The 15,660-nt window shown below is 61.8% G+C and carries 15 protein-coding genes; 12 read left to right on the top strand and 3 right to left on the bottom strand.

Annotated features, from left to right (window positions below; genetic code table 11):
- Window positions 1-2: 2 nt before the first annotated feature.
- Entirely contained in the window at window positions 3-353 is a 351-nt protein-coding gene (gene hypA / locus KOSB73_RS04980; protein ID WP_004134327.1) for a hydrogenase maturation nickel metallochaperone HypA, read from the bottom strand.
- A 208-nt stretch (window positions 354-561) separates the two neighbouring features.
- Here hypA and hycA point away from each other — a divergent pair, with 208 nt between their 5' ends.
- The 9 genes from hycA to hycI all read left to right on the top strand — a co-directional run bounded on the left by hycA (window position 562) and on the right by hycI (window position 8,382).
- Entirely contained in the window at window positions 562-1,011 is a 450-nt protein-coding gene (gene hycA / locus KOSB73_RS04975; RefSeq protein WP_004134329.1) for a formate hydrogenlyase regulator HycA, read from the top strand.
- An 82-nt stretch (window positions 1,012-1,093) separates the two neighbouring features.
- Window positions 1,094-1,702, top strand: a complete 609-nt coding sequence (locus KOSB73_RS04970) for a 4Fe-4S dicluster domain-containing protein (RefSeq protein WP_049099400.1) — start codon at window positions 1,094-1,096, stop codon at window positions 1,700-1,702.
- A complete protein-coding gene (hycC, locus tag KOSB73_RS04965) occupies window positions 1,699-3,525 on the top strand; it encodes a formate hydrogenlyase subunit 3 (RefSeq protein ID WP_049099401.1) in 1,827 nt (608 codons plus the stop codon). Before KOSB73_RS04970 ends, hycC begins: the two co-directional genes overlap by 4 nt.
- A gap of 2 nt (window positions 3,526-3,527) precedes the next feature.
- Entirely contained in the window at window positions 3,528-4,451 is a 924-nt protein-coding gene (locus tag KOSB73_RS04960) for a respiratory chain complex I subunit 1 family protein (RefSeq protein ID WP_024358449.1), read from the top strand.
- A gap of 17 nt (window positions 4,452-4,468) precedes the next feature.
- Window positions 4,469-6,178, top strand: coding sequence for a formate hydrogenlyase subunit HycE (hycE, locus tag KOSB73_RS04955; protein ID WP_024358448.1), 1,710 nt, complete (start codon window positions 4,469-4,471; stop codon window positions 6,176-6,178).
- 9 nt (window positions 6,179-6,187) lie between these two features.
- On the top strand, window positions 6,188-6,730 hold the full coding sequence (locus KOSB73_RS04950; protein WP_004134341.1) for a formate hydrogenlyase complex iron-sulfur subunit: 543 nt from the start codon (window positions 6,188-6,190) through the stop codon (window positions 6,728-6,730).
- Complete coding sequence (locus KOSB73_RS04945) at window positions 6,730-7,497, top strand: NADH-quinone oxidoreductase subunit B family protein (protein ID WP_004134342.1); 768 nt, start codon at window positions 6,730-6,732, stop codon at window positions 7,495-7,497. The genes KOSB73_RS04950 and KOSB73_RS04945 overlap by 1 nt, the downstream gene beginning before the upstream one ends.
- Entirely contained in the window at window positions 7,494-7,904 is a 411-nt protein-coding gene (locus tag KOSB73_RS04940; protein WP_024358447.1) for a formate hydrogenlyase maturation HycH family protein, read from the top strand. The genes KOSB73_RS04945 and KOSB73_RS04940 overlap by 4 nt, the downstream gene beginning before the upstream one ends.
- The gene (gene hycI, locus KOSB73_RS04935) at window positions 7,897-8,382 is read left to right on the top strand and encodes a hydrogenase maturation peptidase HycI (protein ID WP_024358446.1); all 486 of its coding nucleotides are present in this window, start codon (window positions 7,897-7,899) and stop codon (window positions 8,380-8,382) included. Before KOSB73_RS04940 ends, hycI begins: the two co-directional genes overlap by 8 nt.
- Window positions 8,383-8,594: 212 nt before the next feature.
- On the opposite strand, the gene KOSB73_RS04930 is transcribed toward hycI, so the two are convergent.
- Both KOSB73_RS04930 and ascF read right to left on the bottom strand, forming a co-directional pair.
- Window positions 8,595-10,019, bottom strand: a complete 1,425-nt coding sequence (locus tag KOSB73_RS04930; protein WP_024358445.1) for a 6-phospho-beta-glucosidase — start codon at window positions 10,017-10,019, stop codon at window positions 8,595-8,597.
- Window positions 10,020-10,045: 26 nt separating this feature from the next.
- The gene (gene ascF / locus KOSB73_RS04925; protein WP_004134349.1) at window positions 10,046-11,488 is read right to left on the bottom strand and encodes a PTS cellobiose/arbutin/salicin transporter subunit IIBC; all 1,443 of its coding nucleotides are present in this window, start codon (window positions 11,486-11,488) and stop codon (window positions 10,046-10,048) included.
- A gap of 256 nt (window positions 11,489-11,744) precedes the next feature.
- Here ascF and KOSB73_RS04920 point away from each other — a divergent pair, with 256 nt between their 5' ends.
- The 3 genes from KOSB73_RS04920 (at window position 11,745) to hypF (ending at window position 15,652) form a co-directional block, all read left to right on the top strand.
- The gene (locus tag KOSB73_RS04920) at window positions 11,745-12,758 is read left to right on the top strand and encodes a LacI family DNA-binding transcriptional regulator (RefSeq protein ID WP_024358443.1); all 1,014 of its coding nucleotides are present in this window, start codon (window positions 11,745-11,747) and stop codon (window positions 12,756-12,758) included.
- 134 nt (window positions 12,759-12,892) lie between these two features.
- Window positions 12,893-13,420, top strand: a complete 528-nt coding sequence (gene hydN / locus KOSB73_RS04915) for an electron transport protein HydN (RefSeq protein ID WP_004124065.1) — start codon at window positions 12,893-12,895, stop codon at window positions 13,418-13,420.
- Window positions 13,421-13,432: 12 nt separating this feature from the next.
- The gene (gene hypF, locus KOSB73_RS04910) at window positions 13,433-15,652 is read left to right on the top strand and encodes a carbamoyltransferase HypF (RefSeq protein ID WP_098140285.1); all 2,220 of its coding nucleotides are present in this window, start codon (window positions 13,433-13,435) and stop codon (window positions 15,650-15,652) included.
- Window positions 15,653-15,660 lie beyond the last annotated feature (8 nt).

Raw genomic sequence — 15,660 nt, 5'->3', positions numbered from 1 at the left:
TGTCACTCCTGAGTTACTTCTATTCGCTGAATCTGTAAGCCGTCATCCGCCACAATTTGCAGCCGGTCGCTCTGACACTGCGGGCAGCGGCGCACGTGCTGCGAGATGAGATGCACGTACTGCTGGCAGGTTTCACACCAGCATTCAGCCTGTTGCTCGGCGATATGCAGCTCGCAGCCTTCCGCCAGCGTGCCGCGGCACACCAGCTCAAAGCAGAAGGTCAGCGCGCTGGCCTCCACGCAGGAAAACGCCCCGACCTTCAGCCACACGCCGGTGACCCGACGCGCGCCGGCCTGCTGCGCCTGCTGTTCGATAATTTCCAGCGCCCGCTGGCTAAGGGTGATTTCGTGCATGGTGCCTCCGTATCGCGATGGCCCTTTAATGCAATAACGATGCCAGGTCACAGGTAATGTCACGGAAATGTCGATGACGCGCGTCAGATATCGTCATCGACATGTCTTTCTGCCGTCCGGTATTTAATAAATTCATTTAAAATCAATAAATTAATTTTTGGCATGGAAAATGCTTAACCGGTGCATCTCATACAACGGGGGATCCGGGATGACTATTTGGGAATTAAGTGAAAAGGCGGACTACATCGCCGATCGTCACCGCCAGCATCAGGAGCAGTGGCACACCTATTGCAACTCCCTGGTACAGGGAATAACCCTGTCGAAAGCGCGTCTGCATCACGCCATGAGCTGCGCGCCGGATAAAGAACTGTGCTTCGTCCTGTTTGGCCATTTTCAGGTCTACGTCGCGCTGGCGGAAGGGTTTAACAGCCACACCATCGAGTATTACGTGGAAACCAAAAACGGCGACGACAGGCGTCTGATCGCCCAGGCCACGCTGGGCTCGGATGGCACTATCGATGGCCGGATCAGCAACCGCGACCGCGAGCAGGTTCTCGAGCACTATCTGGCGACTATCGCCAGCGTTTACGACCGTCTCTATGAGGCTATCGAACAAGACCAGCCGGTGGATTTAAGCCACCTGACGCTGGCCCGTTAATCGTCAGGTGTCGACAAGTGTCGAAGCTGACACCTGCGCAACCTGTTTTCGTCAAAAATGACTTTCACCCGAGGATGACCCGGTGAACCGTTTTGTAATTGCTGACTCCACCGTCTGTATCGGCTGTCGCACCTGCGAAGCCGCCTGCGCTGAGACTCACCGCCAGCATGGCCTGCAAGCCATGCCCCGGCTGCATTTAATGCGCAATGAAAAAGAATCCGCGCCGCAGATGTGCCACCACTGTGAAGATGCGCCTTGCGCCGCCGTCTGCCCGGTTAACGCCATTAATCGCGTCGATGGCGCGGTGCAGCTTAATGAGAGCCTGTGCGTAAGCTGCAAGCTGTGCGGCATCGCCTGTCCGTTCGGCGCCATTGAGTTTTCCGGCAGCCGTCCGCTGGATATACCGGCTAACGCCAATACCCCCCTGGCCCCCGCCGCGCCGCCGGCCCCGGCGCGCGTCAGCTCGCTGCTCGACTGGGTGCCGGGCGTGCGCGCTATCGCCGTTAAATGCGACCTGTGCCACTTCGACGAGCAGGGCCCGGCGTGCGTTCGCACCTGCCCGACTAACGCGCTGCTGCTGGTGGATATCCGCGATATCGCCCAGGCCAGCAAGCGTAAGCGGCAGCTGACTTTTAATACCGACCTCGGCGATCTGTCGCTGTTCCAGGCGCAACAAGGGGACGTGAAATGAGTGTGATTTCCTTAGTGAATCAGGCGGTGGCCTGGTACGCCGCCAGCGCGGTGCTGGCGTTTCTGTTCGCCCTGCGCAAACCGCTGAGCGGGGCGATCGCCGGGATCGGCGGCGCGGTCGCCAGCGCGATGCTGGTGCTGGCGGGCGGAACGGCGCTGCTGATGCCGGAGCGCGTCAGCGGCGGTATGCTGCAGATGCTGCACCTGACCCTGCGCGTGGGCGGCGTCAACGCGCTGTGGCTGCTGGCGATCGGCCTGTCGGCGCTGCCGATTTCGCTGTTCAATATCGCCTGGCATCGCCACTCGCAGGTCAAAGCCAACGGCCTGCTGGTGAATCTGCTGCTGGCCGCCGCCGTCTGCGCGGTGGTGGTGACGAACTTCGGCGCGCTGGTGGTGATGGCGGAGATTATGGCCCTGTGCGCCGCGTTTCTTACCGGCTGCGCGCAGTCCGGCAAGCTGTGGTTTGCGCTAGGGCGTCTGGGTACGCTGCTGATGGCGTGGAGCTGCTGGCTGGTGTGGTCGTCCTACGGCACCCTTGAGCTGGCGCAGATTAACCAGCTGGCGCTGGCGGTACCGCAAAACGCGCTGCTGTGGCTGCCAGGCCTGATCGGCTTTGCGCTGCTGGCCGGGGTCATTCCGCTGCACGGCTGGGCGCCGCAGGCTCACTCCGGCGCCAGCGCGCCGGCCGCCGCGCTGTTTTCCACGGTGGTGATGAAGGTCGGTCTCTACGGCATCCTGACGGTGTCGCTGGCCGGTAGCGTACCGCCGCTGTGGTGGGGCGTGATGCTGCTGGTGCTGGGGATGATCACCGCCTTCGTCGGCGGACTGTACGCCCTGATGGAGCACAATATTCAGCGCCTGCTGGCGTACCACACCCTGGAAAATATCGGCATTATCCTGCTCGGCCTCGGGGCGTTCGTCACCGGCGTGGCGACCCATAACCCGACCCTGATGGTGCTGGGTTTTATCGGCGGCATGTATCACCTGATCAACCACAGCCTGTTTAAAACCACCCTGTTCCTCGGCGCGGGGGCAGTGTGGTTCCGCACCGGTCATCGCGATATCGAAAAGCTCGGCGGCATCGGCAAGAAAATGCCGCTGATTTCGCTCTCCATGCTGGTGGGCCTGATGGCGATGGCCGCGCTGCCGCCGCTGAACGGTTTTGCCGGGGAGTGGGTGATCTATCAGTCCTTCTTCAAGCTGAGCACCGGCGACGCGTTTGTTGGCCGCCTGCTGGGGCCGCTGCTGGCGGTGGGCCTGGCGATTACCGGCGCCCTGGCGGTGATGTGTATGGCGAAAGTCTACGGCGTCACCTTCCTCGGCGCGCCGCGCAGTAAAGAGGCGGAAAACGCTACCTGCGCGCCGGGGCTGATGACTTTTAGCGTGGTGCTTTCTGCCGTTTGCTGCGTGATTGGCGGGGTTGCCGCGCCGTGGCTGCTGCCGCTGGTGAGCGGGGCGTTTCCGGTGCAGGCGGAGGTCTCCAGCGTGGTCTCCCAGCCGCTGATCGCCATTCTGCTGATTGCCTGCCCGCTGCTGCCGCTGCTGCTGATGATCCTCTTCAAGGGCGATCGCCTGCCAGCGCGCTCCCGCGGCGCGGCCTGGGTCTGCGGTTACGACCATGAAAAATCCATGGTGGTGACCGCCCACGGTTTCGCCATGCCGGTGAAAGAAGCCTTTGCACCGATTCTCAAGCTGCGCCACTGGCTGAACCCGGTACGCCTGGTGCCCGGCTGGCAGAACGCTTCCGTGCCCGCGCTGTTTCGCGGCGTGGCGCTGGTGGAGCTGGCGGTACTGGTGGTGATTGTGATTTCCCGAGGAGCCTGAGAATGAGCGTATTAATTGCATTGTTGCAGGCGCTGGTGCTGTTCGCCGTCGCGCCGCTGTTGTCCGGGGTGACCCGCGTCGCCCGCGCGCGTCTGCATAACCGCCGCGGCCCGGGTGTGCTGCAGGAGTACCGGGATATCCTGAAGCTGCTGGGCCGTCAGAGCGTTGGCCCGGATGCTTCCGGCTGGGTCTTCCGCCTGACGCCGTACGTGATGGTCGGCGTGATGCTGACCATCGCCACCGCGCTGCCGGTGGTGACCGTTGACTCGCCGATGGCGGGGCTGGGGGACCTGATCACTCTGATCTACCTGTTCGCCATTGCCCGTTTCTTCTTCGCTATCTCCGGCCTTGATACCGGCAGTCCGTTTACCGCTATCGGGGCGAGCCGCGAAGCGATGCTCGGCGTGCTGGTCGAGCCTATCCTGCTGCTCGGCCTGTGGGTCGCGGCGCAGGTCGCCGGTTCCACCCATATCAGCAGCATCGCCGACACCATTTACCACTGGCCCACCGCCCGCACTCTTCCGCTGATTCTGGCGCTGTGCGCTTGCGCCTTCGCTACTTTTATCGAAATGGGCAAGCTGCCGTTCGACCTGGCGGAAGCGGAGCAGGAGCTTCAGGAAGGTCCGCTCTCGGAATACAGCGGCAGCGGCTTCGGCGTGCTGAAGTGGGGCATCAGCCTCAAGCAGCTGGTGGTCCTGCAGATGTTCGTCGGCGTATTTATCCCGTGGGGACAGATGACCAGCTTTAGCGTCGGCGGTCTGCTGCTGGCGCTGGTGGTTGCCGTCGTCAAGCTGGTGCTTGGCGTGCTGGTGATTGCGCTGTTCGAAAACAGCATGGCGCGTCTGCGCTTTTGCGCCACCTCCCGCGTCACCTGGGCCGGGTTTGGTTTTGCCTTTTTAGCCTTCGTCTCCTTGCTGGTGGCGTGATTTAAGAGAGTTTGAGCATGTCTGAAGAAAAAATCGGTCAACATTATCTCGCCGCGCTGCACCAAACCTTTCCGGGCGTGGTGCTGGATGAAGCCTGGCAGACCAAAGACCAGCTGACGGTCACGGTAAAGGTCAACTATCTGCCGGAAGTGGTCGAGTTCCTGTATTACAAGCAGGGCGGCTGGCTGTCGGTGCTGTTCGGCAATGACGAACGCAAGCTGAACGGTCATTACGCCGTCTATTACGTCTTGTCGATGGAGCAGGGCACGAAATGCTGGATCACCGTGCGCGTGGAGGTGGACGCCAACAAACCGGAATACCCGTCGGTGACGCCGCGCGTGCCTGCCGCCGTGTGGGGCGAGCGCGAAGTGCGCGATATGTACGGCCTGGTGCCGGTGGGGCTGCCGGACGAGCGCCGGCTGGTGCTGCCGGACGACTGGCCGGATGAACTCTATCCGCTGCGTAAAGACAGCATGGACTACCGCCAGCGTCCGGCGCCGACCACCGACGCCGAAACCTACGAGTTTATCAACGAGCTGGGGACTAAAAAGAACAACGTGGTGCCGATTGGCCCGCTGCACGTCACCTCCGACGAACCGGGCCACTTCCGCCTGTTCGTTGACGGCGAGAATATTATCGACGCCGACTATCGCCTGTTCTACGTCCACCGCGGGATGGAAAAGCTGGCGGAAACCCGCATGGGCTACAACGAAGTCACCTTCCTCTCGGACCGCGTGTGCGGCATCTGCGGCTTCGCCCACAGCACCGCCTATACCACCTCGGTGGAAAACGCGATGGGCATCGTGGTGCCGGAGCGCGCGCAGATGATCCGCGCCATTCTGCTGGAGGTGGAGCGCCTGCACTCGCACCTGCTGAACCTCGGCCTCGCCTGCCACTTCACCGGCTTCGACTCCGGGTTTATGCAGTTCTTCCGCGTGCGCGAAACCTCGATGAAGATGGCGGAAATTCTCACCGGGGCGCGTAAAACCTACGGCCTGAACCTGATTGGCGGCATTCGTCGCGATCTGCTGAAAGAGGACATGATCCAGACCCGCCAGCTGGCGCAGCAGATGCGCCGCGACGTGCAGGAGCTGGTGGACATGCTGCTCAGCACGCCGAATATGGAACAGCGCACGGTCGGAATCGGTCGTCTCGACCCGCAAATCGCCCGCGACTTCAGCAACGTCGGCCCGATGGTGCGCGCCAGCGGCCACGCCCGCGATACCCGCGCCGATCACCCGTTTGTCGGCTACGGCCTGCTGCCGATGACCGTCCACAGCGAGCAGGGCTGCGACGTGATTTCGCGCCTCAAGGTGCGTATCAACGAAGTCTATACCGCGCTGAATATGATCGACTTCGGCCTTGATAACCTGCCGGGCGGCCCGCTGATGGTGGAGGGCTTCACCTATATTCCGCACCGCTTCGCGCTCGGCTTCTCGGAAGCGCCGCGCGGGGATGATATCCACTGGAGCATGACCGGCGACAACCAGAAGCTGTACCGCTGGCGCTGCCGGGCGGCGACCTACGCCAACTGGCCGACCCTGCGCTATATGCTGCGCGGCAATACCGTTTCCGACGCGCCGCTGATTATCGGCAGCCTCGACCCGTGCTACTCCTGTACCGACCGCATGACCGTGGTCGACGTGCGCAAGAAGAAAAGCAAAGTGGTGCCGTACAAAGAGCTGGAGCGCTACAGCATCGAGCGTAAGAACTCGCCGCTGAAATAAGGAATCGCCATGTTTACCTTTATTAAAAAAGTCATCAAAACCGGCACCGCGACGCACTCATACCCGCTGGAGCCGATGCCGGTGGATAAAAACTTCCGCGGCAAACCGGAGCATAATCCGCAGCAGTGCATCGGCTGCGCCGCCTGCGTTAACGCCTGCCCGTCGAACGCCCTGACGGTGGAGACCGATCTGGCCGCCAACCAGCTGGGGTGGCAGTTCAACCTCGGGCGCTGCATCTTTTGCGGGCGCTGCGAAGAGGTCTGCCCGACGGCGGCGATTAGGCTCTCTCAGGAGTACGAGCTGGCGGTGTGGAAAAAAGAGGATTTCCTCCAGCAGTCGCGTTTTGCCATCTGCCACTGTCGGGTATGCGAACGGCCATTCGCCGTACAGAAAGAGATCGACTACGCCATCGCGCTGCTCAAACACAACGGCGACAGCCGCGCCGAGCTGCATCGCGAAAGCTTTGAGACCTGCCCGGAGTGTAAACGCCAGAAGTGCCTGGTGCCGTCCGACCGTATTGAACTGACTCGCCATATGAGAGAGGCCAGCTGATGAGCAATTTATTAGGCCCGCGCGATGAAAACGGCATTCCGCTGCCGATGACGGTGGATGAATCCATCGCCAGCATGAAGGCCTCGCTGCTGAAAAAAATTAAGCGTTCCGCCTACGTCTATCGGGTGGACTGCGGCGGCTGCAACGGCTGCGAAATCGAGATTTTCGCTACCCTGTCGCCGCTGTTCGACGCCGAGCGTTTTGGTATCAAAGTGGTGCCGTCGCCGCGTCACGCCGATATTCTGCTGTTTACCGGGGCGGTGACCCGGGCGATGCGTTCTCCCGCGCTACGCGCGTGGCAGTCCGCGCCGGACCCGAAAATCTGTATCTCCTACGGCGCCTGCGGCAACAGCGGCGGCATCTTCCACGACCTCTACTGCGTGTGGGGCGGGACCGATAAAATCGTGCCGGTAGACGTCTATATTCCCGGCTGCCCGCCGACGCCTGCCGCGACGCTGTATGGCTTCGCGATGGCGCTGGGCCTGCTGGAGCAGAAAATCCACGCCCGTCTGCCGGGGGAACAGGATGCACGGCCGACCGAGCTTCTGCACCCGGATATGGTACAGCCGCTGCGGGTGCGCATTGACCGCGAAGCGCGTCGCCTGGCGGGCTATCGCTATGGTCGCCAGATTGCCGACGACTATATGCGCCTGCTGGCGCAGGGCGATAGCCAGGTGGTGCGCTGGCTGGAGGCGGAAAAAGATCCGCGTCTGACCGAGATCGTCACCCATCTGAACCAGGTGGTCGAGGGAGCGCGTATCCGATGAGCGAGACGGTGGTGTTCAGTCAGCTGAGCCGTAAATTTATTGATGAGAACGACGCCACGCCCGACCAGGCGCAGCAGGTGGTCTATTACAGCCTGGCGATTGGCCACCACCTCGGCGTGATCGACTGCCTTGAGGCGGCGCTGAGCTGCCCGTGGCAGGCGTATCTGGCGTGGATTGCGACCCTCGAAGAGGGCAGCACCGCGCGGCGCAAAATGGAAGGCGTGCCGAAGTACGGCGAGATCGTCATCGATAGCAATCATGTGGCGATGCTGGCCAACGCGTTTGATAAAGCGCAGGCCCGGCAGACCCCCGAGCAGCAGGCATGGAGCAAAACCCTGCTCAGCATGCTGCATGATATTCACCAGGAAAGCGCCATCTATCTGATGGTGAGGAGACTCCGTGACTGACGTTTTACTCTGTGTCGGCAACAGTATGATGGGCGACGACGGCGCCGGCCCGCTGCTGGCGGAGATGTGCGCGGCTAATCCCGTCGGCGAGTGGGTGGTGATTGACGGCGGCAGCGCGCCGGAAAACGACATCGTCGCCATTCGCGAGCTGCGCCCCGAGCGCCTGCTGATCGTCGATGCTACCGATATGGGCCTGAACCCCGGCGAGATCCGTATCGTCGACCCGGACGATATCGCCGAGATGTTTATGATGACCACCCACAATATGCCGCTCAACTATCTGATCGATCAGCTAAAAGAGGATGTCGGCGAGGTGATTTTCTTAGGCATTCAGCCGGATATCGTCGGCTTTTATTACCCGATGACCCAGCCGATCAAGGACGCGGTCGCGACGGTGTACGCGCGGCTTGATGGCTGGCAGGGGCAGGGCGGTTTCGCGGCGCTGGAAGCGGCAGAGGAGCCGGCGTTCCCCGGCTAAGCGCAGCGCGAGCCGGGAGTTCGGCCAGGAGGGAGCAAGTGTACTTTTTTCCCGGGTCGCGGCGTAAACGCCTTACCCGGGCTACGGCTACTTTTGTCACCCGTAGCGTTTATCATTCCCGGAGGCGATGCTGCGCATCTGTCCGGGCTACCGGTCCGCGGGCGTTGATGAACCTGTAGCCCGGCTAAGCGCAGCGCGAGCCGGGAAAATTTCTACGCCAAATCTTCCCCGTTGCTGGCAATCACCTTCTTATACCACCAGAACGACTTCTTGCGCCTGCGCGCCAGCGTGCCGTGACCGGCATCGTCGCGGTCAACGTAGACAAAGCCGTAGCGCTTGCTCATCTCGCCGGTGGAGGCGGACACCAGATCGATACAGCCCCAACTGGTATAGCCCATCACCGGGATGCCATCTTCGATGGCGTCGCCCATCGCCTGAATATGCTCGCGCAGATAGCTGATACGGTAGTCGTCGTTGATCTCGCCGTTAGCGTCAATCTCATCGCGCGCGCCGAGACCGTTCTCCACGAGGAACAGCGGTTTCTGGTAGCGGTCATACATCATATTCATGGTGATACGCAGGCCGAGCGGGTCGATGCCCCAGCCCCATTCGCTGGCTTTGATGTACGGGTTTTTCAGCGACTTAACGATATTGGCGGCGCTGGTGTTGCCGGCGTTCATCTCCGCCGACGCGCAGCGCGAAGCGTAGTAGCTGAAGGAGACGAAATCGACGGTATGGCGCAGGATTTCATCATCGCCCGCTTCTTTGGCGATGGTCACGCCTTTCTCGCGGAATACCCGCGCCGCCCACACCGGATACGCGCCGCGCGCCTGGACATCGATAAAGAACAGGTTCTCGCGATCTTTCTCCAGCGCCATCCACACGTCTTCCGGCTTACAGGAGTAAGGGTAGAAATTGCCGCCCGCCAGCATACAGCCGACCTGATTTTGCGGATTCACCTCGTGGGCGATTTTGGTCGCTAAGGCGCTGGCGACCAGTTCATGATGGGCGGCCTGGTATTTCACCTGCTCCTGATTTTCCCCCTCTTCAAACACCAGACCGGCGCCGGAGAATGGACTATGCAGCATGATGTTGATTTCATTGAAGGTAAGCCAGTATTTCACTAACCCATCAAAGGCTTCAAAACAGGTACGGGCGTAGCGGGTGAAAAATTCCACCATTTTACGATTGCGCCAGGAGCCGTACTCGGTGACCAGGTGCATCGGCACGTCGAAATGGCACAGCGTCACCAGCGGCTCGATATTATGCTTTTTACACTCCTCGAACAGCGAGCGGTAGAAGGCGATCCCTTCCGGGTTCGGCTCTTGTTCATCACCTTTTGGAAACAGGCGGCTCCAGGCGATAGAGGTGCGGAAAACGCTAAAGCCCATCTCGGCCATCAGGGCGATATCTTCTTTATAACGATGATAAAAATCGATCGCCTCGTGGCTCGGGTAGAACTCATCGTCGCGCGGCGCGAAGCGTTTCTCTTGCCCCAGCTTGACCGCCAGGCGGTGCGCGCCGTGGGGAATCATATCGACGGTGGTCGGCCCTTTGCCGCCCTCCAGCCAGGCCCCTTCGGACTGGTTGGCGGCCAGTGCGCCGCCCCATAAAAATCCCTGTGGAAAAGTCGCCATGCGTTACCTCGTTAATAAAATGGTGTTCAGGCGTGAGAAGCCTGGGCGCCGGCCTGACGCTGTCTGGCGTCGGCGGCGGCTTCTTCAACCGGTATATCTTCAAAGCCGAGCATCAGCGTCAGAACAAACGACAGCACGACCGCCAGCGCCATGACGCCAAAGACCCAGACGATGGTCATCGGATTGGCCGGGTCGAAAAACTGGACGCTGGTAAACAGGCCCGGCGCCGCCATCGAGTGGCTGGCGAGCCCGGCAATCCCGGCCACCGCGCCGCAGATAAAGCCGCTGATCAGGCTGGCGATAAGCGGTCGCTTCAGCCGCACCGCCACGCCGTACAGCGCCGGTTCGGAAATCCCCGCCAGAATCGCGGAAGCCGCGGCCGCCAGCGCCGTCTGGCGCAGCTCAGGGTTTTTGGTTTTCCATGCCACCGCCAGCGATGAGCCGCCCAGCGACAGGTTGGCGCCGATTTCCGACGGCATCACCATGCCCTCTTTGCCGGTTTCGGCGATGGTCTGAATGATAGTCGGCGTGAAGACGCGGTGCATCCCGGTCATCACCAGCAGCGGCCACAGGGCGCCCATAATCGCCACCGACAGCCAGCCGAGGTAGCTGTGGATCGTATAGACCAGCGCGGAAATGGCGCTACCGATCCAGATACCGAGCGGGCCAATCAGCAGAATCGACAGCGGGGCGGCAATCAGCACGATCAGCATCGGTTTAAGGAAGTTTTTCGTCACCGCCGGGGTGATACGGTCGACCCAGCGTTCGATATAAGAGAGGCACCAGGTCATCACCAGCGCCGGGATCACGGTATAGGTATATTTCACCGCCGTCACCGGAATAAAGGCGAACTCCACGTGCTCGCCCTGGGCGGCTTTGGCCATCAGCTCGATAAAGCTCGGGTGCACCAGCACCCCGGCAATCGCAATCGCCAGCGACATATTGGTTTTAAATTTCACCGCCGCGGAGGCCGCGACCATCAGCGGCAGGAAGAAGAACGCGCCGTCGCCGATAACCGTCAGGATGGTCAGCGTTGGCGCGCCTTTCGGCAGCGCGCCGGTCATCTCTAAGATCATCGCCAGCAGCTTGACCATCGATCCGCCGATAATCGCCGGGATCAGCGGCGACATGGTGCCGATCAGCGCGTCGAGGATCCCGGCGCCGATGCGCTTCAGGGTGATCGGCGGTTTCCCCTGCGGTTCGACAGGGCGCAGATCCCCCGGCAGCAGGGCGACCACCTCGCGGTAGGCCTGGGAGACGGTATTGCCGATGATGACCTGACACTGGTTATCGCTACGCACGACGCCGAGTACGCCTTTCAGCCCTTTGAGGGTGGCGCTGTCGACCCGCTCGTTGTCTTTGACCACAAAACGCAGGCGGGTCATGCAGTGGGTGACGGCGGCCACGTTATCTGCGCCGCCAATTGCCGCCACAACCTGCTGCGCCAGAGCTGCATAATTTTTAGACATCGGATTTTATCCTGTTTATCAATGGGGTACTGGCTTGTCACCGCGCCGGAAAGCGGAGCGGCATGATGCATATATAGGAAACCGGTTCCACAAAATCATGATTAGTTTCATGAGTGTATACAAGAAATAAAAAAATAAGATCTCGATTTTGTGATTTTGATCGCGGAGTGTGCGTCAGCGCGGGATACGCGCAAATGCTGAAAAAGCGCCGCGCGTGCAGTACACTGCGGGCAACATTGGCAACAGGAATAACCACATGGCAACGATGCTGGAGGTAGCGAAGCGCGCGGGGGTGTCGAAGGCCACCGTTTCGCGGGTGCTGTCGGGTAACGGCTATGTCAGTCAGGAGACCAAAGATCGCGTCTTCCAGGCGGTGGCCGAAAGCGGCTACCGGCCGAATCTGCTGGCGCGCAACCTGGCGACGAAAAAGACGCAGACCCTCGGGCTGGTGGTGACCAACACCCTTTATCACGGCGTCTATTTCAGCGAACTGCTTTACCACGTGGCGCGGATGACAGAAGACAAAGGGCGGCAGCTGATCCTCGCCGACGGCAAGCACAGCGCGGAGGAGGAGCGCGAGGCGATTCAGTATCTGCTCGATCTGCGCTGCGATGCGATTATTATCTATCCGCGCTTTCTCAGCGTTGATGAGATGGACGAGATTATCGAAAATCATGAGCGGCCGATCATGGTGCTCAACCGCCGCCTGCGCCGCAACGCCAGCCACTGCGTCTGGTCCGATCAAAAGGCCTCGGCGACGATGGCGGTGGAAAAGCTTATCGCGCTCGGCCATCGCGATATCGCGTTTATTACCGGTTCGCTGGATTCGCCAACCGGCGTTGAGCGGCTCTCGGGCTATAAAGACGCGCTGGCCCGCCACAGCATTGCGGTGAATAACGATCTGATCGTCGAAGGGCGCTGGACGCCGGAAACCGGCGCGGCGGGGGTCGAAACGCTGCGCCAGCGCCGCGTCGGCTACAGCGCGCTGGTGGCGAGCAACGACGATATGGCGGTTGGCGCGATGAAACAGCTGCATCAGCTCGGCGTTAAGGTTCCGGAGCAGGTCTCGGTGGTGGGTTTTGACGATATCGTGCTGGCGCCGTATATGGTGCCGGCGCTCTCCAGCGTCAAAGTGCCGGTGACGGAGATGATCAAAGAGAGCATCAACCGGCTGATCTTTATGCTCGACGGCGGCGATTTAAAATTTCAGCAAACCTTCCCCGGCGAGCTGATCGAACGCGACTCAATGGTGCCCGGCCCGCACGCCTGACGTCGTCAGCTGTCATCGTCACAACTGACGATGACAGTCTCTCCCGTAATTACCCCCTTTAATATCAGTATGATAAAAGTTGGAACGCATTATGCATACTCCGGCGCGTAACCTTCTTACAGCTGGAGAAATGGATGAACCGTTTCATTATCGCCGACGCGAGCAAATGCATCGGCTGCCGCACCTGTGAAGTGGCCTGCGTGGTCTCTCATCAGGAAAATCAGGACTGCGCCGCGCTGACGCCAAAAACCTTTTTACCGCGTATTCACGTGATCAAAGGCGTCAACGTGTCGACGGCCACCGCCTGTCGTCAGTGCGAGGACGCCCCGTGCGCCAACGTCTGCCCGAACGGCGCCATCAGCCGCGACCAGGGCTTCGTCCACGTGATGCAGGAGCGCTGCATCGGCTGCAAAACCTGCGTGGTGGCCTGCCCGTACGGCGCCATGGAAGTGGTGGTGCGCCCGGTTATTCGCCACAGCGGCGCGGGGCTGAACGTGATAGCGGAAAAAGCCGAAGCCAACAAATGCGACCTGTGCTATCACCGTGAGGAAGGCCCAGCATGTATGGACGCCTGTCCGACCCACGCGCTGATTTGCGTCGACCGCAACAGGCTCGAACAGATGAATATCGAAAAACGCCGCCGCACCGCGCTGGCCTGGTAATCCGGCCGCGCAATGAACGGGGTGCAGATCCGCATTCGCGGTAAAGTGCAGGGGGTGGGATTCCGCCCCTTCGTCTGGCAGTTGGCGCAGCAGCTGGGAGTGCGCGGCGACGTGTGCAACGACGGCGACGGCGTGCTGGTGCGCCTTGTCGGCGATGATGCGGCCTTTCTCAGCGCGTTAACCCGCCGCTGCCCGCCGCTGGCGCGTATCGATAGCACCGAAACTCAGCCGTTTGTCTGGGCCGTCGCGCCGCTGGATTTCACCATCCGCCAGAGCGGGGCCGGGAGCATGCGCACGCAGATCGTGCCCGATGCCGCCACCTGCCCGGCATGCCTGGCGGAGATGAACAACCCGCAGGATCGCCGCTACCGCTATCCGTTTATCAACTGCACCCACTGCGGGCCGCGCTTTACCATTATTCGCGCCATGCCCTACGACCGCCCGCTGACCGCTATGTCGCCGTTTCCTCTTTGCCCCGCCTGCGCGGCGGAGTATCGCCATCCCGCCGATCGCCGCTTTCACGCGCAGCCGGTGGCCTGCGCCGAGTGCGGCCCGCGGCTGGAGTGGCGCGGCCCGAAGGGGCATTTATTTGGTGAGGCCGCTTTAGACGCGGCGATTGCTCGCCTGCGGGCGGGCGATATCGTGGCGGTGAAGGGGCTGGGCGGTTTTCATCTAGTGTGCGATGCCGGAAATCGCGCTGCCGTGGCGACGCTGCGGGCGCGCAAGCATCGCCCGGCGAAACCGCTGGCGGTGATGCTGGCGACGACGGCAGGGCTCAGCGGACCAGCGGTGACGCTGCTGACCTCTCCCGCCGCGCCGATCGTGCTGCTGGACAAAGCGCAGGTGGCTGGCCTGTGCGACCTGATTGCGCCAGGGCTTGCGGAAGTAGGGGGGATGCTGCCGTCTAATCCACTGCAGCATTTACTTTCGCAGGCGCTGGCGCGCCCATTAGTGATGACCTCCGGCAATCTTAGCGGCCGCCCGCCAGCGCTGACTAATGAAGACGCGCTGGCGGATTTAGCCGCGATTGCCGACGGTTTTCTGCTGCATAACCGCGAGATTGTGCAGCGGATGGATGATTCGGTGGTGCGGCAAAGCGGCGAGATGCTGCGCCGCGCCCGCGGCTACGTGCCGGACGCGCTGGCGCTGCCGCCGGGCTTTTGCGACGCGCCGCCGCTGCTGGCCCTCGGCGCGGAGATGAAAAATACCTTCTGCCTGCTGCGCGGCGATGAAGCGGTGCTCAGCCAGCATTTTGGCGATCTCGACGACGAGGGCGTCGAAGAACAGTGGCGACAGGCGCTGCGTCTGATGCAGGAGATTTACGCTTTTACCCCGCAGCGGGTGGTGGCTGACGCCCATCCCGGCTACCGCGCTTCGCGGTGGGCGGCGTCGCTGGCGCTACCGGTGGAGCGCGTGCTGCATCATCATGCCCACGCTGCCGCCTGCCTGGCCGAGCATCGCTGGCCGCTGGACGGCGGCGACGTGATTGCCCTGACCCTCGACGGCATCGGGATGGGGGAGAACGGCGAGCTGTGGGGCGGCGAATGCCTGCGGGTCAACTATCGCGAGTGCGAGCGTCTTGGCGGGCTGCCGGCGGTGGCGCTGCCCGGCGGCGACCTCGCGGCGCGTCAGCCGTGGCGCAATCTGCTCGCCCACTGCCTGGCATTTGTCCCTGACTGGCAAGATTATCCTGCAACCGCCGCACTGCGTCAGCAAAACTGGCCGCTGCTGGCGCGAGCGATTGAGCGCGGCATAAATGCGCCCAAAGCGTCGTCGTGCGGACGGTTGTTTGATGCCGTCGCCTGCGCGCTGGGCTGCGCCCCGCTCACCCTGAGCTATGAGGGGGAAGCGGCGTGCCGTCTGGAAACGCTGGCGGCGACCTGCGAAGGGGTTGATCATCCGGCGACGCTGCCGTGGCGCGATGGAAAACTGGATCTGGCGACGTTCTGGCAGCGGTGGCTGAGCTGGCAGGCGAGTCCGGCGCAAAAAGCCTGGGCCTTTCATGATGCGCTGGCCCGCGGGCTGGCGGCGATGATGCGCGATTACGCGAACGCGCGCAATATTCACACGCTCGCCTTCGGCGGTGGGGTACTGCACAACCGCCTGCTGACGGCGCGATTGACCTTTTATCTGGCCGATTTTACTCTGCTCCTTCCGCAGCAGCTGCCCGCAGGCGATGGCGCGATTGCCCTCGGCCAGGCGGTTATCGCTGCGGCCCGCCTGCAGGCTTAAAGGACACC

Source organism: Klebsiella grimontii (assembly GCF_900200035.1).
Lineage (GTDB): Bacteria > Pseudomonadota > Gammaproteobacteria > Enterobacterales > Enterobacteriaceae > Klebsiella > Klebsiella grimontii.
The sequence above is the reverse complement of the archived record's forward strand: the minus strand, read 5'-3'. Positions and strand labels throughout refer to the sequence as shown.

What these genes read in the sequence shown, in the direction of transcription:
- KOSB73_RS04945 (WP_004134342.1), top strand. Translation starts at nt 6,730, where the DNA reads ATGAGCAATTTATTAGGCCCGCGCGATGAAAACGGCATTCCGCTGCCG.
- KOSB73_RS04930 (WP_024358445.1), bottom strand. Translation starts at nt 10,019, where the DNA reads ATGGCGACTTTTCCACAGGGATTTTTATGGGGCGGCGCACTGGCCGCC.
- hypF (WP_098140285.1), top strand. Translation starts at nt 13,433, where the DNA reads ATGAACGGGGTGCAGATCCGCATTCGCGGTAAAGTGCAGGGGGTGGGA.
- KOSB73_RS04920 (WP_024358443.1), top strand. Translation starts at nt 11,745, where the DNA reads ATGGCAACGATGCTGGAGGTAGCGAAGCGCGCGGGGGTGTCGAAGGCC.
- hycC (WP_049099401.1), top strand. Translation starts at nt 1,699, where the DNA reads ATGAGTGTGATTTCCTTAGTGAATCAGGCGGTGGCCTGGTACGCCGCC.
- KOSB73_RS04940 (WP_024358447.1), top strand. Translation starts at nt 7,494, where the DNA reads ATGAGCGAGACGGTGGTGTTCAGTCAGCTGAGCCGTAAATTTATTGAT.
- hypA (WP_004134327.1), bottom strand. Translation starts at nt 353, where the DNA reads ATGCACGAAATCACCCTTAGCCAGCGGGCGCTGGAAATTATCGAACAG.
- KOSB73_RS04960 (WP_024358449.1), top strand. Translation starts at nt 3,528, where the DNA reads ATGAGCGTATTAATTGCATTGTTGCAGGCGCTGGTGCTGTTCGCCGTC.
- hycE (WP_024358448.1), top strand. Translation starts at nt 4,469, where the DNA reads ATGTCTGAAGAAAAAATCGGTCAACATTATCTCGCCGCGCTGCACCAA.
- hycA (WP_004134329.1), top strand. Translation starts at nt 562, where the DNA reads ATGACTATTTGGGAATTAAGTGAAAAGGCGGACTACATCGCCGATCGT.
- ascF (WP_004134349.1), bottom strand. Translation starts at nt 11,488, where the DNA reads ATGTCTAAAAATTATGCAGCTCTGGCGCAGCAGGTTGTGGCGGCAATT.
- KOSB73_RS04950 (WP_004134341.1), top strand. Translation starts at nt 6,188, where the DNA reads ATGTTTACCTTTATTAAAAAAGTCATCAAAACCGGCACCGCGACGCAC.
- hydN (WP_004124065.1), top strand. Translation starts at nt 12,893, where the DNA reads ATGAACCGTTTCATTATCGCCGACGCGAGCAAATGCATCGGCTGCCGC.